Origin of the sequence: Roseiconus lacunae, from assembly GCF_008312935.1 — a bacterium.
GTDB lineage: Bacteria > Planctomycetota > Planctomycetia > Pirellulales > Pirellulaceae > Stieleria > Stieleria lacunae.
Genome location: NZ_VSZO01000003.1, coordinates 76012 through 90907, shown reverse-complemented (window position 1 = coordinate 90907; position 14896 = coordinate 76012). Strand labels below are relative to the sequence as shown.

Sequence of the window (14896 nt, the reverse complement as noted above, 5' to 3'; positions counted from 1 at the left end):
GCGGCCGCTTCAAACGCCCGATTGCCACCGTGAACATATCCACAGAAACCGAGCCCACTACCTCAGGAAGGCGTTCAATGGGGGGCATTGTACTCTCCCTAGAGAAACTCGTTGGCGCAGACCGGCGGATCGGTCTCTCGCGCCGTCAAAAACAAACCGAACGGCGACGCCTCTCCGAGCGGCGACCGAAGGTGAACTTTCCCTCGGAGTCGAGTTCGATCGGAAGCCGACTCCCACAGATCCCTGGCAAAAAGGACATGACGGGGCTCATCTGATCAATCGCAATCGCGTATTTTGCCGGATGAAATGATTCTGCTGCGTCAAAAGAAAGCCGATTTGCGCAAACGAAGTGGAGAGAGGTTGACGAGCGAGCAAGTTTCTCGGAAACTTCTCGCTCCAGTCACCACGCGGCCGTGGCGGAACTGGCAGACGCGCTAGGTTGAGGGCCTAGTGGGAGTTAATCCCGTGGAGGTTCGAGTCCTCTCGGCCGCATCGCAGATAGTCAACTTGAGTTGACCGGTCCAAAGGATAGTCCCTCGCTATTCAGACGCAAGCTACACATCCAGCCACTATTGGAGGAGCGTATGTCAGGGTCTGCAGATGGAAACAAGAACACCCCGAAAGGTAGTTCGAAGCCAAGCAGTCCTTTTGATAAACCGCCTCCAACAACGCGGAATGTAAATGCCAGTGAAAACACTGGCGGTGACCGACTCATCGATCAGATCGTTGATAAGGTCCAGGAGTCGCTACGCAAAGACAATCGATCCTAGCACTGAGCCGAGGCCGATTGCTGTGATCAGTAGTGACGCGTTAACAACTGAAGACTGGCGATTGATAATGATCTCTAGTTCAACAATCGCGGTGTGCAGAGCAGGCGTCAGATACGCGTGCAACCTCCTGTCTTCAGAGTCGGTCAACAAGTCGTATGGGCCATCAACAGATGGCATGAATGGAATCCGCTGTCGCTTGAATGCGATTGCAAGTAAAGCGATCGCAAGGATCCAGCACACTACGGCGCCGATCGCAAAACCATCTGCTGACCGATCGCCAACCTTGAAAGCGGCAAAGACGGCAGCGCATAGATATGCATTGAATTGCATCAAGCCGCGCGCCGCTTCTCGATTCTTGTTCAGTGTGTCGATCTCCATATCGAGAACGCTTCTACCGTACTCAAAAAGCTCCTTTGAAAGCTGTGCGAGCCCTTCTTCATCGCGCGAAGGACCATTTATCTGCTGGGACCAAATCATCGCTGTCGTGTACTTGGGATCTCGCTTTGGCGAACCAGCCAAGCCGACGAAGAGTTGCCCTAACAACTTTTTCATTTCGGGATGTCCCCCCTTTCCAGTGGACGTGTTCAGTACCTCTTTTTAAGCTGGGGGCATGATCGTGCCAACTACAGTCTCTAAAAGCCAACTTGACGAACTCCGTGACATCATCATCGACCACCTAGAAGAGTCGGGTGAGACCGTCGGCGACTTTGCCAAGCGGGCAGGTGTGCATCGCAACCTTGTCCAACTTTTGAAGACTGGCGATTACCCAAGCTCACCAACCCTAGAAAAATGCATTCGCCTTTTGGAGGCGTGTGGAAAGACCTGGATCATCGTGGATAAATGAAAAAGACATGTCCGGAATGTGGTGCCGTTTCAGAAGTTACTTCGACAACTCCCGGCAGTTTGAAGTGCCGAAACTGCAAGCTCACTTCGGATTCAAAACTCTGGGTGACTGAGCGAAAGCCGGCACCGTCAGAAGCTTCACCGGTTCCGCGATCAACACGCAAGAAGGCGTCTTCGCTATCAGCCAAACGAAACTTTCTAGATCGCTTACCTGCGAAAAGCGTCGGCTTCATTCTCTTCTGGGTCGGCTTTGTTTTTGCGGGGATCTTTCTCGTTGGAATTCTGGTCCACGTTGCCGATGGATTGCTCGCTGAAAGTCATCAAACAGACGAGGAATTGATCCTACGCCAATTCAACTCGATGAAAATTGATCTCTATATTGCCGGGTTTCTATCCTCGCTTTTCATCGCAGCGTTCGGTGTCATTGCTGAGAGCCTCCGCCAAATCGCCCTCAAAAAACCCGCGTAACAAAGTACAAAATTTTGTACTTTGCCGTATTGCACATAGTTTTGTACTTTGCAAGAATCCCCCGCGTTGACCTTCGGGGGAGGTACCCGTTCATCACTAGCGCGTCACTTGCTAGGCCAATCCCGACCGGTTGACACCATGGGGCAGTGTGATTGACCCAATCACACTGCCAGGGCCAACTCGGCGGGCGATTCCACCATCGTCTGCCTTCCTCGCTGCACCGGTGTGTGGCCTGGGGCTCGATGCGTGGTGCGTTGCGTGTCAGCACGGGATTTCCTTCCTTCGTCCCCGCTGACGCGCGTCTGCCCTCCCAGACGCATCGGCCCCCGGCCGCCCCGCTTCCGCAGCGAAAGACCTGCAACGGAGGTGTGGTATGATCGATCATGACTCGGCCAACCCAGGCCGATCGACCACGATCACAGCCCTGGCAAATCGCAGCCTGGGCCTCGTCTTTTGGACTCTTCTGGCCAATCTGGCCCCGGTCGCACCGGCCCAGGATCACGCACAACGCACGATCCGGCGCCTGATGCACCTACCCGTTCATCACACCGGACCCGGTTCACAAACCCGCGATCAACGTATCACCGCGATCCGTCGACCGCTGGAAACCACCGACCCGCGTGACCTCCGGCCGATACCGGCCCCCGCCTTGCCACCGATCGGCGACGTCGGACCCTCCATCCTGGATCCCGTGCCGCTTGATGATGCACCCCAAAACGATGATCGTGATCCCAAGGACAATGCGATGGAATTGCGCGTCATCATGGACGACCACGATCATCGGCAGGACGCCGAAAACGAATGCCCCGACCTAACCCTGCGCCAGGCGTACACGACCTACCTGGCACCGGGGCTGAAAAGCCGAAGGGCGAAATCGACCACATCCGACTACACCAACGCGATCGCCCACTGGGAAGCGTTCATCGCCGGGTGCGCGAGTACTGCTAGTACTCGCGCACCCGAGACCGTGCCCCTATCCGTCCCAATCGACGCAGTTTCACAAATTCGGGACGATCACCTGAACCAATTCGGGCGATGGCTTACGGCGGAGATTTCCCCGGCGTCTGATCCAACGTGTGAATCAGCCAAGCCCACTCGGCGCATGGCCATCAGCACCGCCGAGAAGCAATGGAAGAAAATCCGGGCCATCCTTCGTCGACTCGGTCCCCGTGAAAAGGGCAACAACAAAGGCGTCGGACTGCTCGAATTCGTCCCCACCATGGACCCCATTGCTGAGCTCGCCCAGGCCGACGACGATGGCGGTGAACCGGTCGATCTGACCGACAAAGAGCTCGCTCGACTGTACGATGCCTGCGACGTCGCCACCTGGCCCGATGCAAACGCCTCCTTGCAATGGCGAACCTACATCGTGCTATGCGTTTGCGTCGGTGCACGCGTCGAAGACAGCGCCACCATGACCACCGGCGATTTTCGGCTCTTCCCCGAAAGCCCGCTCAAACGATCCACCAGGCGATGCGAATCCGGATGGTTGGTCTTCACACCGGAAAAGACTCGTCGTCACAAAGGCCGATTGATCGTTCCCCTGGCTCCCTGTCTGCGATCACACATCGACGCATGCCTTTCATCGCACGGCCAACTCTTCACCTGGGATAGCAGCCTGCAACGCCCCTTCCGTCGCCAATGGGATCGCATCGTCGACCAAGCCGGCCTGTCACACGTCAAACGCAAACACCTGCGATCGACCGCAACCAACCGCTGGGGTCGAGCCGGCAGCAAGATCGGCGACCCGGACCTTGGCAAATGGGTCCTTGGTCACGCCGCCCGCGATGTCAACGAACGCAACTACATGCAACGCGAACGCGACCTAATCGAAGCCGCCCCGTTGCTTGAAGTCCCCGAGTGCTTCCAGCGATCGCCCAGCGACCGGCCACGGCAACCGTTCCTGTTTTGATTTTCAGTTTCGATCCCGATACGAAGGAGCATCAGCGATGCGAAAGAACTGTCCCGTTTGTGGCAAGCGAGTCCGTGTCATCGATCCGCGTCAAGACGGTCGATCGACCGGTGCGTCCCCCTGGTTCAGCGTCCATCCGGATTGGCGAAAGTTCAAGACGACGTGCTCCGGTTCCAACATGACCGTCGAAACCCAGCTATCCCGCAGCCTGCAAAAGTCCGGTCGATGAGCGGCAAACCGTACGTCGAAAGTCGATCGCGATCCAAAGCCTACGATCCGGACCGTGCAAGCGATTGGATTCAAGCTTGGCGATTGTGCCACGCCCTCGGCGTTTCATTATCGACCCTGCTCGGTTATCCCACGTGTGATGACAACTGTGCGATGAAACATGAGCGTTGGAAACGAGTCGTGTGTGACGATGGCGAGTACTACCTTTGCCGAACGTGCGGCAAATTCATTGGTTGGATCAGAGAGAAAAAGAATTAGCCATGGCGAAACGCAAGCGATACATCCTGCAAATCGGCTACACCACCATCGCCGGCCCGCTGACCAAGCTGCAAGCGATCCAGCGTGCTTGCGTTGGCTGTTGCGAACTGCGTTTTGAAGTGCTCGGCGTTGGCGACGAAACCGAACACGTCTATGTCCAGAACGCCAACGATATCGAATGCCACGTCGCATCGCCTTCGCGTCCCATCATGACCGAACAGCAGTTCCGTCGTGAATCAATTCCAAAGATCACATCACAGCCACTCGGTCAGGAAACCATCTGATGAACCAAGTGCCAATCAGCTTCGCCTCGGCACGCGATCAAGCTGTCGACATGATCGGGCAAAACATGCGATGGGTCGCCGCCTATCGCCAGGTCTACGCGATCGGCGAATTGATCGATCGGCTGTTCCCCGATCCCGCCGCCCGCGGATTATTTGAACGCAGCGACGAAAACGGCAACGTCCTGGAACAACTGGCCCACCTTCGGGCAATCGACCGGTCAAAGGCTTCCGCCGTCGAACCGCAACGCATCCTCACGATTCGGCTGCCAGAATCGATGCACCATCGATTGGCCCGTGAATCTGATGCGTTGGAAATCAGCTTGAACCGGCTCGCGATCAGCAAACTCCTTGAACCGGCCCTGCCCGAACACATTCCAAGCGGCGGCAAGCGTCTGGGACGCCGTTGCCGGGCTTCCTCGTCCGATCCATCAGCCGAACGGCGTTAGCCGCGGTTACTCGCTACCTCGCAACTCAATCATGAAAGACGTACCGCTCGACGCTTTTGGACTATCGCAAGAGGAAGCCGATCAATTCCGCAGCGCCGACCATCCCAAGCGATACCAGCTTCGCCTCACCATCGGTCCGTATCACGATGGGCATGGGAACCGATTTCACGCCATCGTCCTTCCAGAATGTGAATCGTTCCTTCGATACATCGCAACCGGCTACGTCGACGGCTGGCTATCGCATCGCCGTTTGACACAGACCGCCTAACTTCGGCCCGCTTCCCCCTGGCAACCCCAAAGAGGATCCAGCGTCATGATCACTGAAAAACGCGACCACGCCCGCGACAAGCATCGGCGCTCGCCATCGGTTCAAGTCTGGCCCGTCGTTGCATCCCAGATACCGGACCTCGTTGACATCGCCGCCGAGTGCTTTCCGGACTGGCAACCGCAATCGCTTGATTGGCTAGTCATGATCGACGTTGCCCACATTTGGGTAGCGATTGAAGGGGATCGCGTCGTTGGATTCATGATCTATGACGCCGACAATGACTACGTCCGTTTGCGATCGATCGCCGTCACCAAGAGCCATCGTCGACACGGCATCGCACGGGAAATGCTCGACACACTCTTTGCCCAACGAATCTTTGCGCGGATCGGCCAAGTCAAATGCCGATGCCGCGAAGACCGACTCGACGCGCATCTGTTCCTCAAATCGATTGGCTTCGTTTACTTCGGGCTTGAACATCGAGCCTACCCAGGCGGCGAAACCGCCTACTGGTTTCGCCTTAAACCGGAGGGACAATCGTGAATCGTTGGTTGATCATCGACGTTAGCAATTGGGCCTATCGATTGCTCTACGCCTGCGGCCCGGGCGAACGTTCCCTGCGAATGTTCTTTCGCTGGGCAGAGGTATGCGAGCAAGCCACCCAGCCGCACCGCGTCGTCCTGTGCTACGACACCGACGGCCCCTCGTTCCGCCACCAAATTGCAGGCGACTACAAAGCCGGCCGTCGCGATGAACCGATCGGCTTACCGGAACTGATCAACCGGATTCGGCAGCAAGCCATTGAAAACGCGTGGGACAACCTCAGTGCCGACGGATTCGAAGCCGACGACTGCATTGCCACCGTCACCGACCTGGCCTTAGCCAGCGATGGACAAGTCATCGTCTGCAGCAGCGACAAAGATCTGTTCCAACTTCTGATCGAAGGCCGCGTCATCATCATCCGCGACGTCAGCGTCAAAACCGGTGTCACCTGGTACAACGCCAGTGATCTGCACGCCGACCAATCCCTTCATCCTCACCAATGGTCTGACTATCTCACCCTCGTCGGTGATTCGGTCGACAACGTGTCGGGATGTGATGGCATCGGCGAAAAAACCGCTCGTCAACTACTCGTCTCGGCTGGCTCGATCGACAACCATTTTCGCAGCCCCTTTCGCGGCGGGCTCAGCGATCGCCATCGAGCCCGGCTATCGGGATGGAAAAAATCAGGCGGACTCGATCGCACGCGTCAACTGATCCATCTTCGCAACGACGTACCACTGCCCGACGGATGGGAGCCCGCAACATGACCTTTGATCAATGTGTCCGGCTTGCGGCACACATCCACAACAGTTGTGTCGGTGTCGACGTCATCGCCGTAGGCCGATTCGTTCCACCTTGTAGCGTCAAGGCGTCAACGCCTTGGAAAATCAGCATCGCCATTGATGGGGCCGACAAGCCTGTCTTCATCGAAAACGACAAAGACCTCATGTCGGTCATGGATCGGTATCTGCCAAAACAGAATCGAACCGATCTAGCGACCGACGCAAACGACGCACCGGCCGGAATGCTGTTCTAGCATGGCGATGATGAAGGGATAGAACGATGCCGCGTGGCGTATCTACAAATCAAATGGAATTCGATCTCGATCGATTCGATCGGGACCGGACCGAATTCATCACCGGTGTCCGCTGTGCGACTGAACGGTTGATGGACACGGTCAAAATGGGACCTAGCGAGCTACAACTGCGCGAGCTCGTGATGGTGTGTGCCAGACTTGGGAGCAGCAGGGACCTGCAAAAGCTCGCGCCGGTTGACTGGTCGACTGCAGACTGGTCACGCGAGCTGCGTGCAGGGCGGACCCTCATTCACAAGTGCATGGCAGTTGCCAAGGCGGCCGGATTCTTAGAGGGCAAGCTCGGCGAGCTCACGTTAAACCGCTTCGCTGTGCGGTTGTGGCTCAATGGCGAGTTGCCCACGGTTGAGATGAGGGCCGAAATCGACCGGGCGAAGGAAAGCCAGGCGTCGAAATCTTCGCGGATGACCCGCAATTGTCCGCCTCGCGGACAGGAGGAAAAATCCGCGACGCGGACGAATCAATCCGCCTCGCGGACTCCCCAGTCCGCGTCGCGGATTCGCACGTATATATCTAACAACTCTAACAACTCGGTTCCGGTACCGGATGCGTCGACCAGTCCGCCTGGCGGACTGACGGGATCGCCATCTGACGGTGCCCCGGATCCGACGACCAATGCCGAAACCGGGCCGGTGATTTTGGAATCACTTCCTGACTACGTGATCCAGCAACCGGAGATCGCCGACGCGGTCGATCAACCTGTCGATCGATTGGACGCCGGCGACCTGATTCGGGGTGTCTTTACGCAGTTGCGACCTGCTGACTTGGCCGACTGCAAAGCGATGACCCTGTGGTTCCGCCGCCAGCTGGCGGCTCCCGAACCGATCATCGCCATCCCCACCGAAGCCCACTTGTTGATCGTGATCGCTTGCGGCCTGTATGCCGCCCGGATGCCCGATCACTCCGTGCGCCGGTCACGTGTTGGAGTGTTTGTTTCCACGATTTGTCGCCAAGATTTCAGGCGAGTTTTGAAGTACCTACCGACCGCCCGAAAAAACCTCGATGACCTTGTCGCCGCGGTAGGCAATCGAACCCTGCGTATCGAGCACCACCGGGCCGACTCAATCTCACATTCAACCTAGGGAGAACCTATCTCCGATGGAATCAACCTGTTTTCAACCACCCGATCAGGAGTCAACAGATGCTTGATGAACAAGAAAGCTTTGAAGTTGAAATCTGCTTTCACGTGAGCGATCGGCAAGTGCCGGTGATCGATCTTGTTTTCCAAGACGACGCCTTGGTCAAGCTTCACGCCATGACTGAAACCTCTGTCAATCAGATTTCGGACGGAGCATGCTGGCTTGATGTTAGCGCATTAACATTCGGCGACTCAGGTGTTGAATTCTGTCTTCTGTTTACCGATTCAACAGGCCCCGGGTCGCGAAATCAAACAGCATTTCTGGAACAACTCCTCGCACTCACATGGCTTGATTACGTGGTCGACTTCGACTCAAGCGAATCATTGTCACTAGCACGGCAGGTCGACGCCGCGTTAAAGGAACTTGCGAATCTAAAGTGCTCTTCTGAAATCGACGTTTCCAAATACTTCGGTGTGTTTTTCTGAGCCAACTTCCTTTGCCGATCGCGGCTACGACGTGGATGCCTTGCCTGCCAAGGCGTTGGAAATTTGAACTGAAACAACCTAGTGAGAACCTATGTACGACGTTGACAATAACTTCACCTACCACTCACCGACAGCCGGCCAGGTCGCCAAGTTTGCCGCGATTCGGTCCAAGGGAAAGGAGCTCGCCGAGCTCCTACTGGAATCGTGTCCAGACTCACGAGAGAGATCTTCGGCGTTATCTCGGATCGAAGAAGCGATCTTCTGGGCAAACGCATCCATCGCACGCCATCCCGACCCGGTTGCCCGCCATTGGGCACACACAACATTGGACCCGAGATCGGCCGCCCCTCGGCTTGGCGATCCCAACGAACCATTGCCCGGCAATCATCAAGATCGCGTCTTCGCCAGCGACGAACTTCCCGACGACACTGACGACCAAAGCGGCGAATAGCCATCCCTCTGATCTTGTGATGTCTTAAACACGAAAACCAACCCTCAACACTCCACGGATGTCTCAATGGAACTCCGCGACATGGTCACAAACGATGGCCGGCCGGGCCTGATCCTTTGCAGCAACAGCGACGGTGACGAACTGTTACTGCGATATTTGCGGCAACACCTCACCTCGCCCGACGAGCGACAGATCATCCTTCGTGAAGGGATGAACGCTCAACAATTCTGCATGCTGCCCGATGGAGCCGAAACGTTCCAGTGCTTCGTCACGATCGACCTACTCCACCGTGAACCGTGGCAAGGCGACGATTGGTGGAAGAGCCTGGCCAGCGAAGAATCGATGTAGCAACGCAAACCAATGGACAGTTCAATTGATTGACCCAAACGAACCATCGCAGAGAGGCAAGCCATGAATGAAAACACAAGCCAACCGGACGACTGCATCTCCAGATCATCCGCTGGTTATGCCGCGATTCCCGTTTCCGTGGCCCGTGCGATTGGCGAAGACTACCGCAAGGATTGGGTGGTGATTCTGGCGTACGATCACGAAAGCCAAAGGACCCACGCGACGACCTGGGGACGCGATCCGGCAGACAAAGAGGGAGCCGTACGCGTGCGAGACAAGTGCCTCGAAACAATCGGCGCTGACATGAGCGACGCAACGACGCATCAGGACTACCGTTTCGCGTCCGAAGGCGAGCGTGCGAAGATCGTTGACGATCTGGTTCGTGCGTGTCGTGCTGCGGATCATGCAATTGCATCCGTGATGGCCGTGCGAGACGGAATCCCCAACGAAGAGTTACAGGGCGTCCGCGACGCTATCAAGGCTGCAACCGACGCGGCATAACACTGATCAAACAGGTGCCCCCAATGAGCAAACGCGAAATCGCATCGCCAACCTGGCCAAACCCAAGAGACCCCTGTGGCCGGATCGATCAACCGATCAGCGAAGAGTGGCTTAGACAACATGAGTTTCGGATTGTTGGCAATCGCCGAGACGACCGTATGCCGGTTCGCCGAATGGAGATTGGCTGGAAAACCATCCAACGAGATGCGTCGTTTGGAACATGCCATTCCGATTTGTGCATTGACCTAGCCCCTCACAAAGAAACCTGGGATCAGCGTTTGGGCGTTTGGAGGAAGTGGTTTTGCTGGATCCATCAAGATGAACCCTATCGCAGCATTCACGTTCGAACCATCTATTTCCGCTGGGAGATTGCCAAGCTGTTCGAAGGGCTAACCGGCCGTTGCTGGCCTGGCACAATCACTGATCAAACAGGAGGTCCCAATGAGCAAACGCAAAACGAAACAGCAACGTGAAGCCGAAGCCAAGGCGCGATTGCTGCAACGACTCGAAGACTTGTTCACCGGCGCCACCGGATCGTGCTGGGATGAATCAGCCGGCGAGCCCTGGCCTGAACAGTTCGTGGCATTCTGCATAGCGACGAAAGATACCTTTGAAATTGACCCGACCATCGACCAACCGGGAACCGGCAACGCTTGGTTGTGGTCACTTCACAACCTACACAACTTTTGCAACCCAGAACAAGCCGCCGAGTACCTCTACCGAAACGGTGTCCGAGCATGAGCCATCCATTTGGCAACACTTCAAACGTTCGGCCGATCCACGCAACATTCTCGCGTGGTGTTTCTAGCATCGCGGTTTTGAATTTACTTCGACGGATCGGCAACGGTGAATTAGTACCGGCGCTGGCCGCGGTTTTAGGAATTTCGCAATCGATCCTGAAACCGTTTACTGCCAGCGATACGCAACAGCTTCTGAAATTTTGGGCACTCTTTGTGGCTGGGAGATGGGCATTCTGCGGCATGTCTTAGTGCATCACGCACAGATCGCAACTGTTTTATTCGTTGGTCCAGCTCATCAGCCTTCTCATTCAATGAAACTCTATTGACTTCGTACGAACCGTCAGTGCGAAACATCTCGGCAACTTCCGCAAGCGAAAAACTTGCCGCACGGGCCAATGCAATGAACTGAAGTCTTTCGACGACTCCGGCGTCAAAAACTCTCCTCAGGCCGTTTCTGCCGACGGACTTGATAAGCCCCTTCTCTTCATAAAATCTCAAAGCCGACGCAGGCAACCCGGATTGCCTTGAGACCTCACCGATATCGAGCATGTCTACCTCTCAAAAAAATGCTCCAACGCGCCATTAGTAAGAACTGAGAATGGAATTGTCAGAACCTCGCGAGTACGGAGACCCACTTGCCATCTGCTAAGACAGCCGCGTTGAGAAAGAAAATTTCATCATCTCTGATAATTATTAGACCAAACGATGCTTGACCTCAAGTGCACTTGAGGACCTATAACTTCCAGCAACGCGAATCAACGGCTTTTAGCTGCCTGAGAACAGGTGTTTCGGGTTAGTAAACAACATCATTTCGGCACCAGAGGAGACAGTTTTGAAGACGAGACAGAATACGATTACGTTGAAAAGAACCGAGGGAATTCATGTTGTGTCGGCGGGAAACTTGTATCGAATCATTGCGTCAGGGAGCCAGACGGAGCAGCGGTTTTCGGCCATCGAAATGGTACTTGAACCAGGCCAAGGCGCTCCGTTCCACACCCATGACCGCGAGGATGAGTCATTCTTTGTGCTCGAAGGTTGCCTTTCGTTCTATCTCGGGAACAAAGAGTTTCGTGCCTATAAGGAGGACTTCGTTTCGTGCCCTCCCGGGGTAGTACGAGGTTTCCGCAACAACACAGACGCCGTCGCCAGGGCACTTCTCCTTTATAGTTCAGCGGGGGTAGAAGAGATGATCGAGCGTTCGGGAAAGGTGGTGGATCGTGGCACAAAAGCCTCGGACGTTGAGTCTCGTCCGGGTATTCAATGCCCGACGTTGGCCGAGGAATACGGGATTGCAAAAGTTTCTGCTCCGCTCCCATGTGATTCGAACATTGCGACGTCATCGGAAGGAGAAGGCCATGCTTGAAAATCTTCCACGAACAATCGGCGTTATTTTATCCGGTTCGATCATTGGTTTCGGCGCGACCGCCATGATGGATATCTGGGGGAAATTTCTGAAAGTTGTCTTTAGAGTTTCAGGATTGGATCTCGCGGTTCTCGGTCGCTGGATTGGCTACATGCTTGAAGGCAAGTTGGTGCATACTAACCCTACAATTTTCGCGAGTCCGCCGGTGTATGGCGAGTCATCGGTTGGCCTGTTGGCTCACTACTGTATCGGGAGCATGTTTGGGATGCTTCTTCTCTGTTGGCGGGGAACGCACTGGTTGGAATCACCCAGCATCGTTCCGGCGATAGTTGTGGGGCTTGCGACAATGGTGTTTCCACTATTTTTGATGTGGCCGTGTTTCGGACTTGGGGTCGCAGCCTGCCAAACGCCTCATCCTTCGATTCTTATCGCAAAGAGCTTTATGGCACATCTCGTATTCGGCATAGGCTTGTACGCCACCGCCGTCGCTGCGAATAAGATTGGGCTCGTCAGTGGTCACTAACGACAGGGGCACCGCAAATATTAGGTGATCTGTGCTATTGAATTTCCAACCGGTCTGGCACAGTACGTGAGCACTGGTTCGCTTTCAAACCCAAAGGCTCGCGACGGCCAAGGACTCGCCCCCGATCATTACCGCTCATTCAACTCTTGATCACTTTGAGTCCTCCGCCCGGATCGCGATCGCGTTCACAACATCGTGCAACTTATCTGCAACGCCAGCGACTTCGACGTCATCCATCGGCACTATCGATGTCGCGGCGGCTGGCGATACTGCATCGATACGGTCGACGAGATCCAATTCCAGGTCGAACTCTCCGAAAAACGACAGCGAGAGCGAGAGCTGGCGTGGCAACGCAACGGTTGACCTACTTCCCCTTGAGCCGTGACAAGACACGTCGTTGCTCCCGTCGCAACGCTTCCAAGAATTCCGCTTCCCGCTGCAGCTCTATCGCGGTGTCGCGATCATTCTGGATGCCCAGCCGAAAACAAGTGAAACGCCACCAGGCATCAAAGTCCGTGGCAATGTTCGGGACTGGCTTTTCGGTACGGTGAACCTGCAGGGGCGCACCCTTGGGAAGGCGTTTCAGTTTCAATGTCGGATCGACCGTCGCGATGGTTGCCGACACGTCGATCCGATAGGTCGGGCAATCAAACTGAGCGAATGCAAATTGTCTTCGGTGGTAGAAGGTTTCGGCAACTGGCAGCGGTCGGGCTTCATGTTCGATGGCGAATCGCAAGTCATCCGGGTCAGCGACGAAGACCCGCGTATGCATCTCATCTAAGCGGATTTGCGTGTTTTTTGCCGGTCCGTCGATCGCAAAAGCTAGCGTCATTGGCCAAAGACCGTGGTTGATACAAGGGATGATCCGTGCTGCATTCTCCTATCTTGCCTACCCCGACGCGAGCCCCACCCGATTACGGGGGCTGTTTTACAAACGAGCCCCGAATTTACGGGATTCGACTATTCCTGTGGTACGATCACTGGCGTAGGCGGCCGGCCCAGGTGGGCATTGGCAAACGCCGCTGACGAATGGATTTCGGAGAGAGACGCCTATCATGTTGCGACGGGTCACCGTGCCCGCTCAGCGGCCGCCCGTCGGTCATGTGCGACACTGCAAAGCAATGACCAACGTTGGCCTGAACGCCGACCTGGTCGAAGTCATGATCGACAACCGGGCCATGATCATCGCCCTGTTGGACGTCGCCGCCCCGCCGGCGTCGATCAAAATGCCGGGATTCGAAGAGCAATCCAATCCGGCCGCGATCACCGCCTGTCATACCGTTGCACGACTCCTCGGTCGTGTCGGCGGAAAAGTCACCGTCTGGCTTCCGCCGCCGCCCGGCCCCGTCAGCCGCCGCGGCTGGGAAGACACGATCAAGGCGAATTCCAAGCATCCCGGCGTCATCTATCTGGACGAAAACCACACGCTGAACGATCGACTCGTCCAGCTTGGCGTTTGCACGCGTCCCCATCGATTGGATTTCGAAACCCTTCGCAAGGCAACGCCCGCGTGATTGCGGTGATCAATCAACCCGGCCGGGAATCCGAAACCCGACGGGAAACGTTCGCGCGACTTCGTCCGGACCAACGACCGCGATGCGTTTGCGGCAAAAAAATGACGGCCGGCAGCACCCAACGCATGCTGACCTACTACTACTGCAGCTGCGGGCGAAGCAAAAAAGTCATGCGGCAACAGGTGTGCCCCGAATGTGGACGCGACGTCGAAAAGTGATGCCAAACCAAGCCACGCCCCAGACCAACCCTCATCGCAAGTATCAAAACTGGATCGTCGTCATCGAAAAACCCTCGGGCGATGCAAGATCGATCCAGCGAACCGTTCGCGCCACCGATCCGGATGACGCGATCACCTGCGTCCAGGACTCCCATTTCTTCCCCGCCTCCGGAGACGTGATCAAACGCGTCATCAAAACATGATCCTTTGTCCCCTTTTCGCGATCGTCTTGATCGCTGCCCTGGCGTTCCTCAACCGTCGCCAGGCACGCGAGATCCAAACCATCAAAGAGGCCAATGCCTCCCAAGCGTTGAAAATTGAAGACTGTCGCCGTGCGTATCACAGGTCCGTCGAAGAAAGCTCTTACGAGCGTCAGAAGGCCAACAACGCCGGCAATCGCTGCATCGCATTGGAAACCCAAAACGAAGGCATCAGCCGCGAACTCGCGAACTGCCACGACACCATCCGCGATCTCGTCGAATCACGTGACGAGCTCCGACGCCAGGTGCAAGAAGTCATCACCAACGATCGCAACGCCGACATCCCGTTCTAGCGATCGCCTCT

27 protein-coding genes and 1 tRNA gene are annotated in these 14896 nt (G+C 55.9%); 25 read left to right on the top strand and 3 right to left on the bottom strand.

What is annotated here, in order from left to right:
* Positions 1-407 precede the first annotated feature (407 nt).
* A tRNA-Leu gene (locus FYC48_RS08230) sits at positions 408-492 on the top strand.
* 254 nt (positions 493-746) lie between these two features.
* Here FYC48_RS08230 and FYC48_RS08225 read toward each other — a convergent pair.
* The gene (locus FYC48_RS08225) at positions 747-1322 is read right to left on the bottom strand and encodes a hypothetical protein (RefSeq protein WP_149496234.1); all 576 of its coding nucleotides are present in this window, start codon (positions 1320-1322) and stop codon (positions 747-749) included.
* A gap of 58 nt (positions 1323-1380) precedes the next feature.
* On the opposite strand from FYC48_RS08225, the gene FYC48_RS27660 reads away from it, so the two are divergent.
* The 18 genes from FYC48_RS27660 to FYC48_RS08145 all read left to right on the top strand — a co-directional run bounded on the left by FYC48_RS27660 (position 1381) and on the right by FYC48_RS08145 (position 10715).
* Positions 1381-1614, top strand: a complete 234-nt coding sequence (locus tag FYC48_RS27660; protein ID WP_160149395.1) for a helix-turn-helix domain-containing protein — start codon at positions 1381-1383, stop codon at positions 1612-1614.
* A complete protein-coding gene (locus tag FYC48_RS08220; RefSeq protein WP_149496233.1) occupies positions 1611-2081 on the top strand; it encodes a hypothetical protein in 471 nt (156 codons plus the stop codon). Before FYC48_RS27660 ends, FYC48_RS08220 begins: the two co-directional genes overlap by 4 nt.
* 373 nt (positions 2082-2454) lie before the next feature.
* On the top strand, positions 2455-3993 hold the full coding sequence (locus tag FYC48_RS08215; RefSeq protein WP_149496232.1) for a site-specific integrase: 1539 nt from the start codon (positions 2455-2457) through the stop codon (positions 3991-3993).
* A 37-nt stretch (positions 3994-4030) separates the two neighbouring features.
* Positions 4031-4222, top strand: a complete 192-nt coding sequence (locus FYC48_RS08210; protein ID WP_149496231.1) for a hypothetical protein — start codon at positions 4031-4033, stop codon at positions 4220-4222.
* Positions 4219-4479 carry a hypothetical protein gene (locus FYC48_RS27655; RefSeq protein ID WP_160149394.1) on the top strand — a complete coding sequence of 87 codons (261 nt, stop codon included), beginning with the start codon at positions 4219-4221 and terminating at the stop codon, positions 4477-4479. Before FYC48_RS08210 ends, FYC48_RS27655 begins: the two co-directional genes overlap by 4 nt.
* Positions 4480-4481: 2 nt before the next feature.
* Positions 4482-4763 (top strand): hypothetical protein, encoded by a 282-nt coding sequence (locus tag FYC48_RS08205; protein WP_149496230.1) that lies wholly within the window; start codon positions 4482-4484, stop codon positions 4761-4763.
* Entirely contained in the window at positions 4763-5209 is a 447-nt protein-coding gene (locus tag FYC48_RS08200; RefSeq protein WP_149496229.1) for a type II toxin-antitoxin system HicB family antitoxin, read from the top strand. Before FYC48_RS08205 ends, FYC48_RS08200 begins: the two co-directional genes overlap by 1 nt.
* Positions 5210-5240: 31 nt before the next feature.
* A complete protein-coding gene (locus FYC48_RS08195; RefSeq protein ID WP_149496228.1) occupies positions 5241-5477 on the top strand; it encodes a hypothetical protein in 237 nt (78 codons plus the stop codon).
* 45 nt (positions 5478-5522) lie between these two features.
* Positions 5523-6017 carry a GNAT family N-acetyltransferase gene (locus tag FYC48_RS08190; RefSeq protein ID WP_149496227.1) on the top strand — a complete coding sequence of 165 codons (495 nt, stop codon included), beginning with the start codon at positions 5523-5525 and terminating at the stop codon, positions 6015-6017.
* Positions 6014-6784 carry a 5'-3' exonuclease gene (locus tag FYC48_RS08185; RefSeq protein ID WP_149496226.1) on the top strand — a complete coding sequence of 257 codons (771 nt, stop codon included), beginning with the start codon at positions 6014-6016 and terminating at the stop codon, positions 6782-6784. The genes FYC48_RS08190 and FYC48_RS08185 overlap by 4 nt, the downstream gene beginning before the upstream one ends.
* Positions 6781-7053 (top strand): hypothetical protein, encoded by a 273-nt coding sequence (locus FYC48_RS08180; protein WP_149496225.1) that lies wholly within the window; start codon positions 6781-6783, stop codon positions 7051-7053. Before FYC48_RS08185 ends, FYC48_RS08180 begins: the two co-directional genes overlap by 4 nt.
* Before the next feature lie 26 nt (positions 7054-7079).
* A complete protein-coding gene (locus FYC48_RS08175) occupies positions 7080-8192 on the top strand; it encodes a hypothetical protein (RefSeq protein ID WP_160149393.1) in 1113 nt (370 codons plus the stop codon).
* A gap of 59 nt (positions 8193-8251) precedes the next feature.
* Positions 8252-8674, top strand: coding sequence for a hypothetical protein (locus tag FYC48_RS08170; RefSeq protein WP_149496223.1), 423 nt, complete (start codon positions 8252-8254; stop codon positions 8672-8674).
* Positions 8675-8765: 91 nt separating this feature from the next.
* Positions 8766-9125: an Acb2/Tad1 domain-containing protein gene (locus tag FYC48_RS28110; protein WP_200836563.1), complete on the top strand. Its 360-nt coding sequence runs from the start codon at positions 8766-8768 to the stop codon at positions 9123-9125.
* A gap of 66 nt (positions 9126-9191) precedes the next feature.
* Positions 9192-9473, top strand: a complete 282-nt coding sequence (locus tag FYC48_RS08160) for a hypothetical protein (RefSeq protein ID WP_149496222.1) — start codon at positions 9192-9194, stop codon at positions 9471-9473.
* A gap of 63 nt (positions 9474-9536) precedes the next feature.
* Positions 9537-9974, top strand: coding sequence for a hypothetical protein (locus FYC48_RS08155; RefSeq protein WP_149496221.1), 438 nt, complete (start codon positions 9537-9539; stop codon positions 9972-9974).
* Positions 9975-9997: 23 nt separating this feature from the next.
* On the top strand, positions 9998-10447 hold the full coding sequence (locus FYC48_RS08150) for a hypothetical protein (RefSeq protein WP_149496220.1): 450 nt from the start codon (positions 9998-10000) through the stop codon (positions 10445-10447).
* Positions 10416-10715, top strand: coding sequence for a hypothetical protein (locus tag FYC48_RS08145; RefSeq protein ID WP_149496219.1), 300 nt, complete (start codon positions 10416-10418; stop codon positions 10713-10715). The genes FYC48_RS08150 and FYC48_RS08145 overlap by 32 nt, the downstream gene beginning before the upstream one ends.
* Before the next feature lie 134 nt (positions 10716-10849).
* Here FYC48_RS08145 and FYC48_RS08140 read toward each other — a convergent pair whose 3' ends face one another.
* Positions 10850-11263, bottom strand: coding sequence for a helix-turn-helix domain-containing protein (locus FYC48_RS08140; RefSeq protein WP_149496218.1), 414 nt, complete (start codon positions 11261-11263; stop codon positions 10850-10852).
* A 283-nt stretch (positions 11264-11546) separates the two neighbouring features.
* On the opposite strand from FYC48_RS08140, the gene FYC48_RS08135 reads away from it, so the two are divergent.
* From FYC48_RS08135 to FYC48_RS27650, 3 genes are all read left to right on the top strand, one after another.
* Positions 11547-12077 (top strand): cupin domain-containing protein, encoded by a 531-nt coding sequence (locus FYC48_RS08135; protein ID WP_160149392.1) that lies wholly within the window; start codon positions 11547-11549, stop codon positions 12075-12077.
* Positions 12070-12600, top strand: coding sequence for a DUF2938 family protein (locus tag FYC48_RS08130; RefSeq protein WP_149496216.1), 531 nt, complete (start codon positions 12070-12072; stop codon positions 12598-12600). Before FYC48_RS08135 ends, FYC48_RS08130 begins: the two co-directional genes overlap by 8 nt.
* A 195-nt stretch (positions 12601-12795) precedes the next feature.
* Positions 12796-12963 carry a hypothetical protein gene (locus tag FYC48_RS27650; protein WP_160149391.1) on the top strand — a complete coding sequence of 56 codons (168 nt, stop codon included), beginning with the start codon at positions 12796-12798 and terminating at the stop codon, positions 12961-12963.
* A gap of 1 nt (position 12964) precedes the next feature.
* Here FYC48_RS27650 and FYC48_RS08125 read toward each other — a convergent pair whose 3' ends face one another.
* Positions 12965-13432 carry a hypothetical protein gene (locus tag FYC48_RS08125; protein ID WP_149496215.1) on the bottom strand — a complete coding sequence of 156 codons (468 nt, stop codon included), beginning with the start codon at positions 13430-13432 and terminating at the stop codon, positions 12965-12967.
* A 223-nt stretch (positions 13433-13655) separates the two neighbouring features.
* Here FYC48_RS08125 and FYC48_RS08120 point away from each other — a divergent pair, with 223 nt between their 5' ends.
* The 3 genes from FYC48_RS08120 to FYC48_RS08110 all read left to right on the top strand — a co-directional run bounded on the left by FYC48_RS08120 (position 13656) and on the right by FYC48_RS08110 (position 14885).
* Positions 13656-14114, top strand: coding sequence for a hypothetical protein (locus tag FYC48_RS08120; RefSeq protein ID WP_149496214.1), 459 nt, complete (start codon positions 13656-13658; stop codon positions 14112-14114).
* 217 nt (positions 14115-14331) lie between these two features.
* Positions 14332-14535, top strand: a complete 204-nt coding sequence (locus FYC48_RS08115) for a hypothetical protein (RefSeq protein WP_149496213.1) — start codon at positions 14332-14334, stop codon at positions 14533-14535.
* Positions 14532-14885 carry a hypothetical protein gene (locus FYC48_RS08110; protein WP_149496212.1) on the top strand — a complete coding sequence of 118 codons (354 nt, stop codon included), beginning with the start codon at positions 14532-14534 and terminating at the stop codon, positions 14883-14885. The genes FYC48_RS08115 and FYC48_RS08110 overlap by 4 nt, the downstream gene beginning before the upstream one ends.
* The last annotated feature ends 11 nt before the right edge of the window (positions 14886-14896 follow it).

Bases quoted from the DNA above. Each gene is read 5' to 3' on its own strand.
- FYC48_RS28110 (WP_200836563.1), top strand. From the start codon at position 8,766: ATGTACGACGTTGACAATAACTTCACCTACCACTCACCGACAGCCGGC.
- FYC48_RS08200 (WP_149496229.1), top strand. From the start codon at position 4,763: ATGAACCAAGTGCCAATCAGCTTCGCCTCGGCACGCGATCAAGCTGTC.
- FYC48_RS27655 (WP_160149394.1), top strand. From the start codon at position 4,219: ATGAGCGGCAAACCGTACGTCGAAAGTCGATCGCGATCCAAAGCCTAC.
- FYC48_RS08210 (WP_149496231.1), top strand. From the start codon at position 4,031: ATGCGAAAGAACTGTCCCGTTTGTGGCAAGCGAGTCCGTGTCATCGAT.
- FYC48_RS08175 (WP_160149393.1), top strand. From the start codon at position 7,080: ATGCCGCGTGGCGTATCTACAAATCAAATGGAATTCGATCTCGATCGA.
- FYC48_RS08130 (WP_149496216.1), top strand. From the start codon at position 12,070: ATGCTTGAAAATCTTCCACGAACAATCGGCGTTATTTTATCCGGTTCG.
- FYC48_RS08190 (WP_149496227.1), top strand. From the start codon at position 5,523: ATGATCACTGAAAAACGCGACCACGCCCGCGACAAGCATCGGCGCTCG.
- FYC48_RS08220 (WP_149496233.1), top strand. From the start codon at position 1,611: ATGAAAAAGACATGTCCGGAATGTGGTGCCGTTTCAGAAGTTACTTCG.
- FYC48_RS08155 (WP_149496221.1), top strand. From the start codon at position 9,537: ATGAATGAAAACACAAGCCAACCGGACGACTGCATCTCCAGATCATCC.
- FYC48_RS27660 (WP_160149395.1), top strand. From the start codon at position 1,381: ATGATCGTGCCAACTACAGTCTCTAAAAGCCAACTTGACGAACTCCGT.
- FYC48_RS08150 (WP_149496220.1), top strand. From the start codon at position 9,998: ATGAGCAAACGCGAAATCGCATCGCCAACCTGGCCAAACCCAAGAGAC.
- FYC48_RS08215 (WP_149496232.1), top strand. From the start codon at position 2,455: ATGATCGATCATGACTCGGCCAACCCAGGCCGATCGACCACGATCACA.
- FYC48_RS08225 (WP_149496234.1), bottom strand. From the start codon at position 1,322: ATGAAAAAGTTGTTAGGGCAACTCTTCGTCGGCTTGGCTGGTTCGCCA.
- FYC48_RS08195 (WP_149496228.1), top strand. From the start codon at position 5,241: ATGAAAGACGTACCGCTCGACGCTTTTGGACTATCGCAAGAGGAAGCC.
- FYC48_RS08170 (WP_149496223.1), top strand. From the start codon at position 8,252: ATGCTTGATGAACAAGAAAGCTTTGAAGTTGAAATCTGCTTTCACGTG.
- FYC48_RS08140 (WP_149496218.1), bottom strand. From the start codon at position 11,263: ATGCTCGATATCGGTGAGGTCTCAAGGCAATCCGGGTTGCCTGCGTCG.
- FYC48_RS08145 (WP_149496219.1), top strand. From the start codon at position 10,416: ATGAGCAAACGCAAAACGAAACAGCAACGTGAAGCCGAAGCCAAGGCG.
- FYC48_RS08120 (WP_149496214.1), top strand. From the start codon at position 13,656: ATGTTGCGACGGGTCACCGTGCCCGCTCAGCGGCCGCCCGTCGGTCAT.
- FYC48_RS08125 (WP_149496215.1), bottom strand. From the start codon at position 13,432: ATGACGCTAGCTTTTGCGATCGACGGACCGGCAAAAAACACGCAAATC.
- FYC48_RS08115 (WP_149496213.1), top strand. From the start codon at position 14,332: ATGCCAAACCAAGCCACGCCCCAGACCAACCCTCATCGCAAGTATCAA.
- FYC48_RS08180 (WP_149496225.1), top strand. From the start codon at position 6,781: ATGACCTTTGATCAATGTGTCCGGCTTGCGGCACACATCCACAACAGT.
- FYC48_RS08205 (WP_149496230.1), top strand. From the start codon at position 4,482: ATGGCGAAACGCAAGCGATACATCCTGCAAATCGGCTACACCACCATC.
- FYC48_RS08110 (WP_149496212.1), top strand. From the start codon at position 14,532: ATGATCCTTTGTCCCCTTTTCGCGATCGTCTTGATCGCTGCCCTGGCG.
- FYC48_RS08160 (WP_149496222.1), top strand. From the start codon at position 9,192: ATGGAACTCCGCGACATGGTCACAAACGATGGCCGGCCGGGCCTGATC.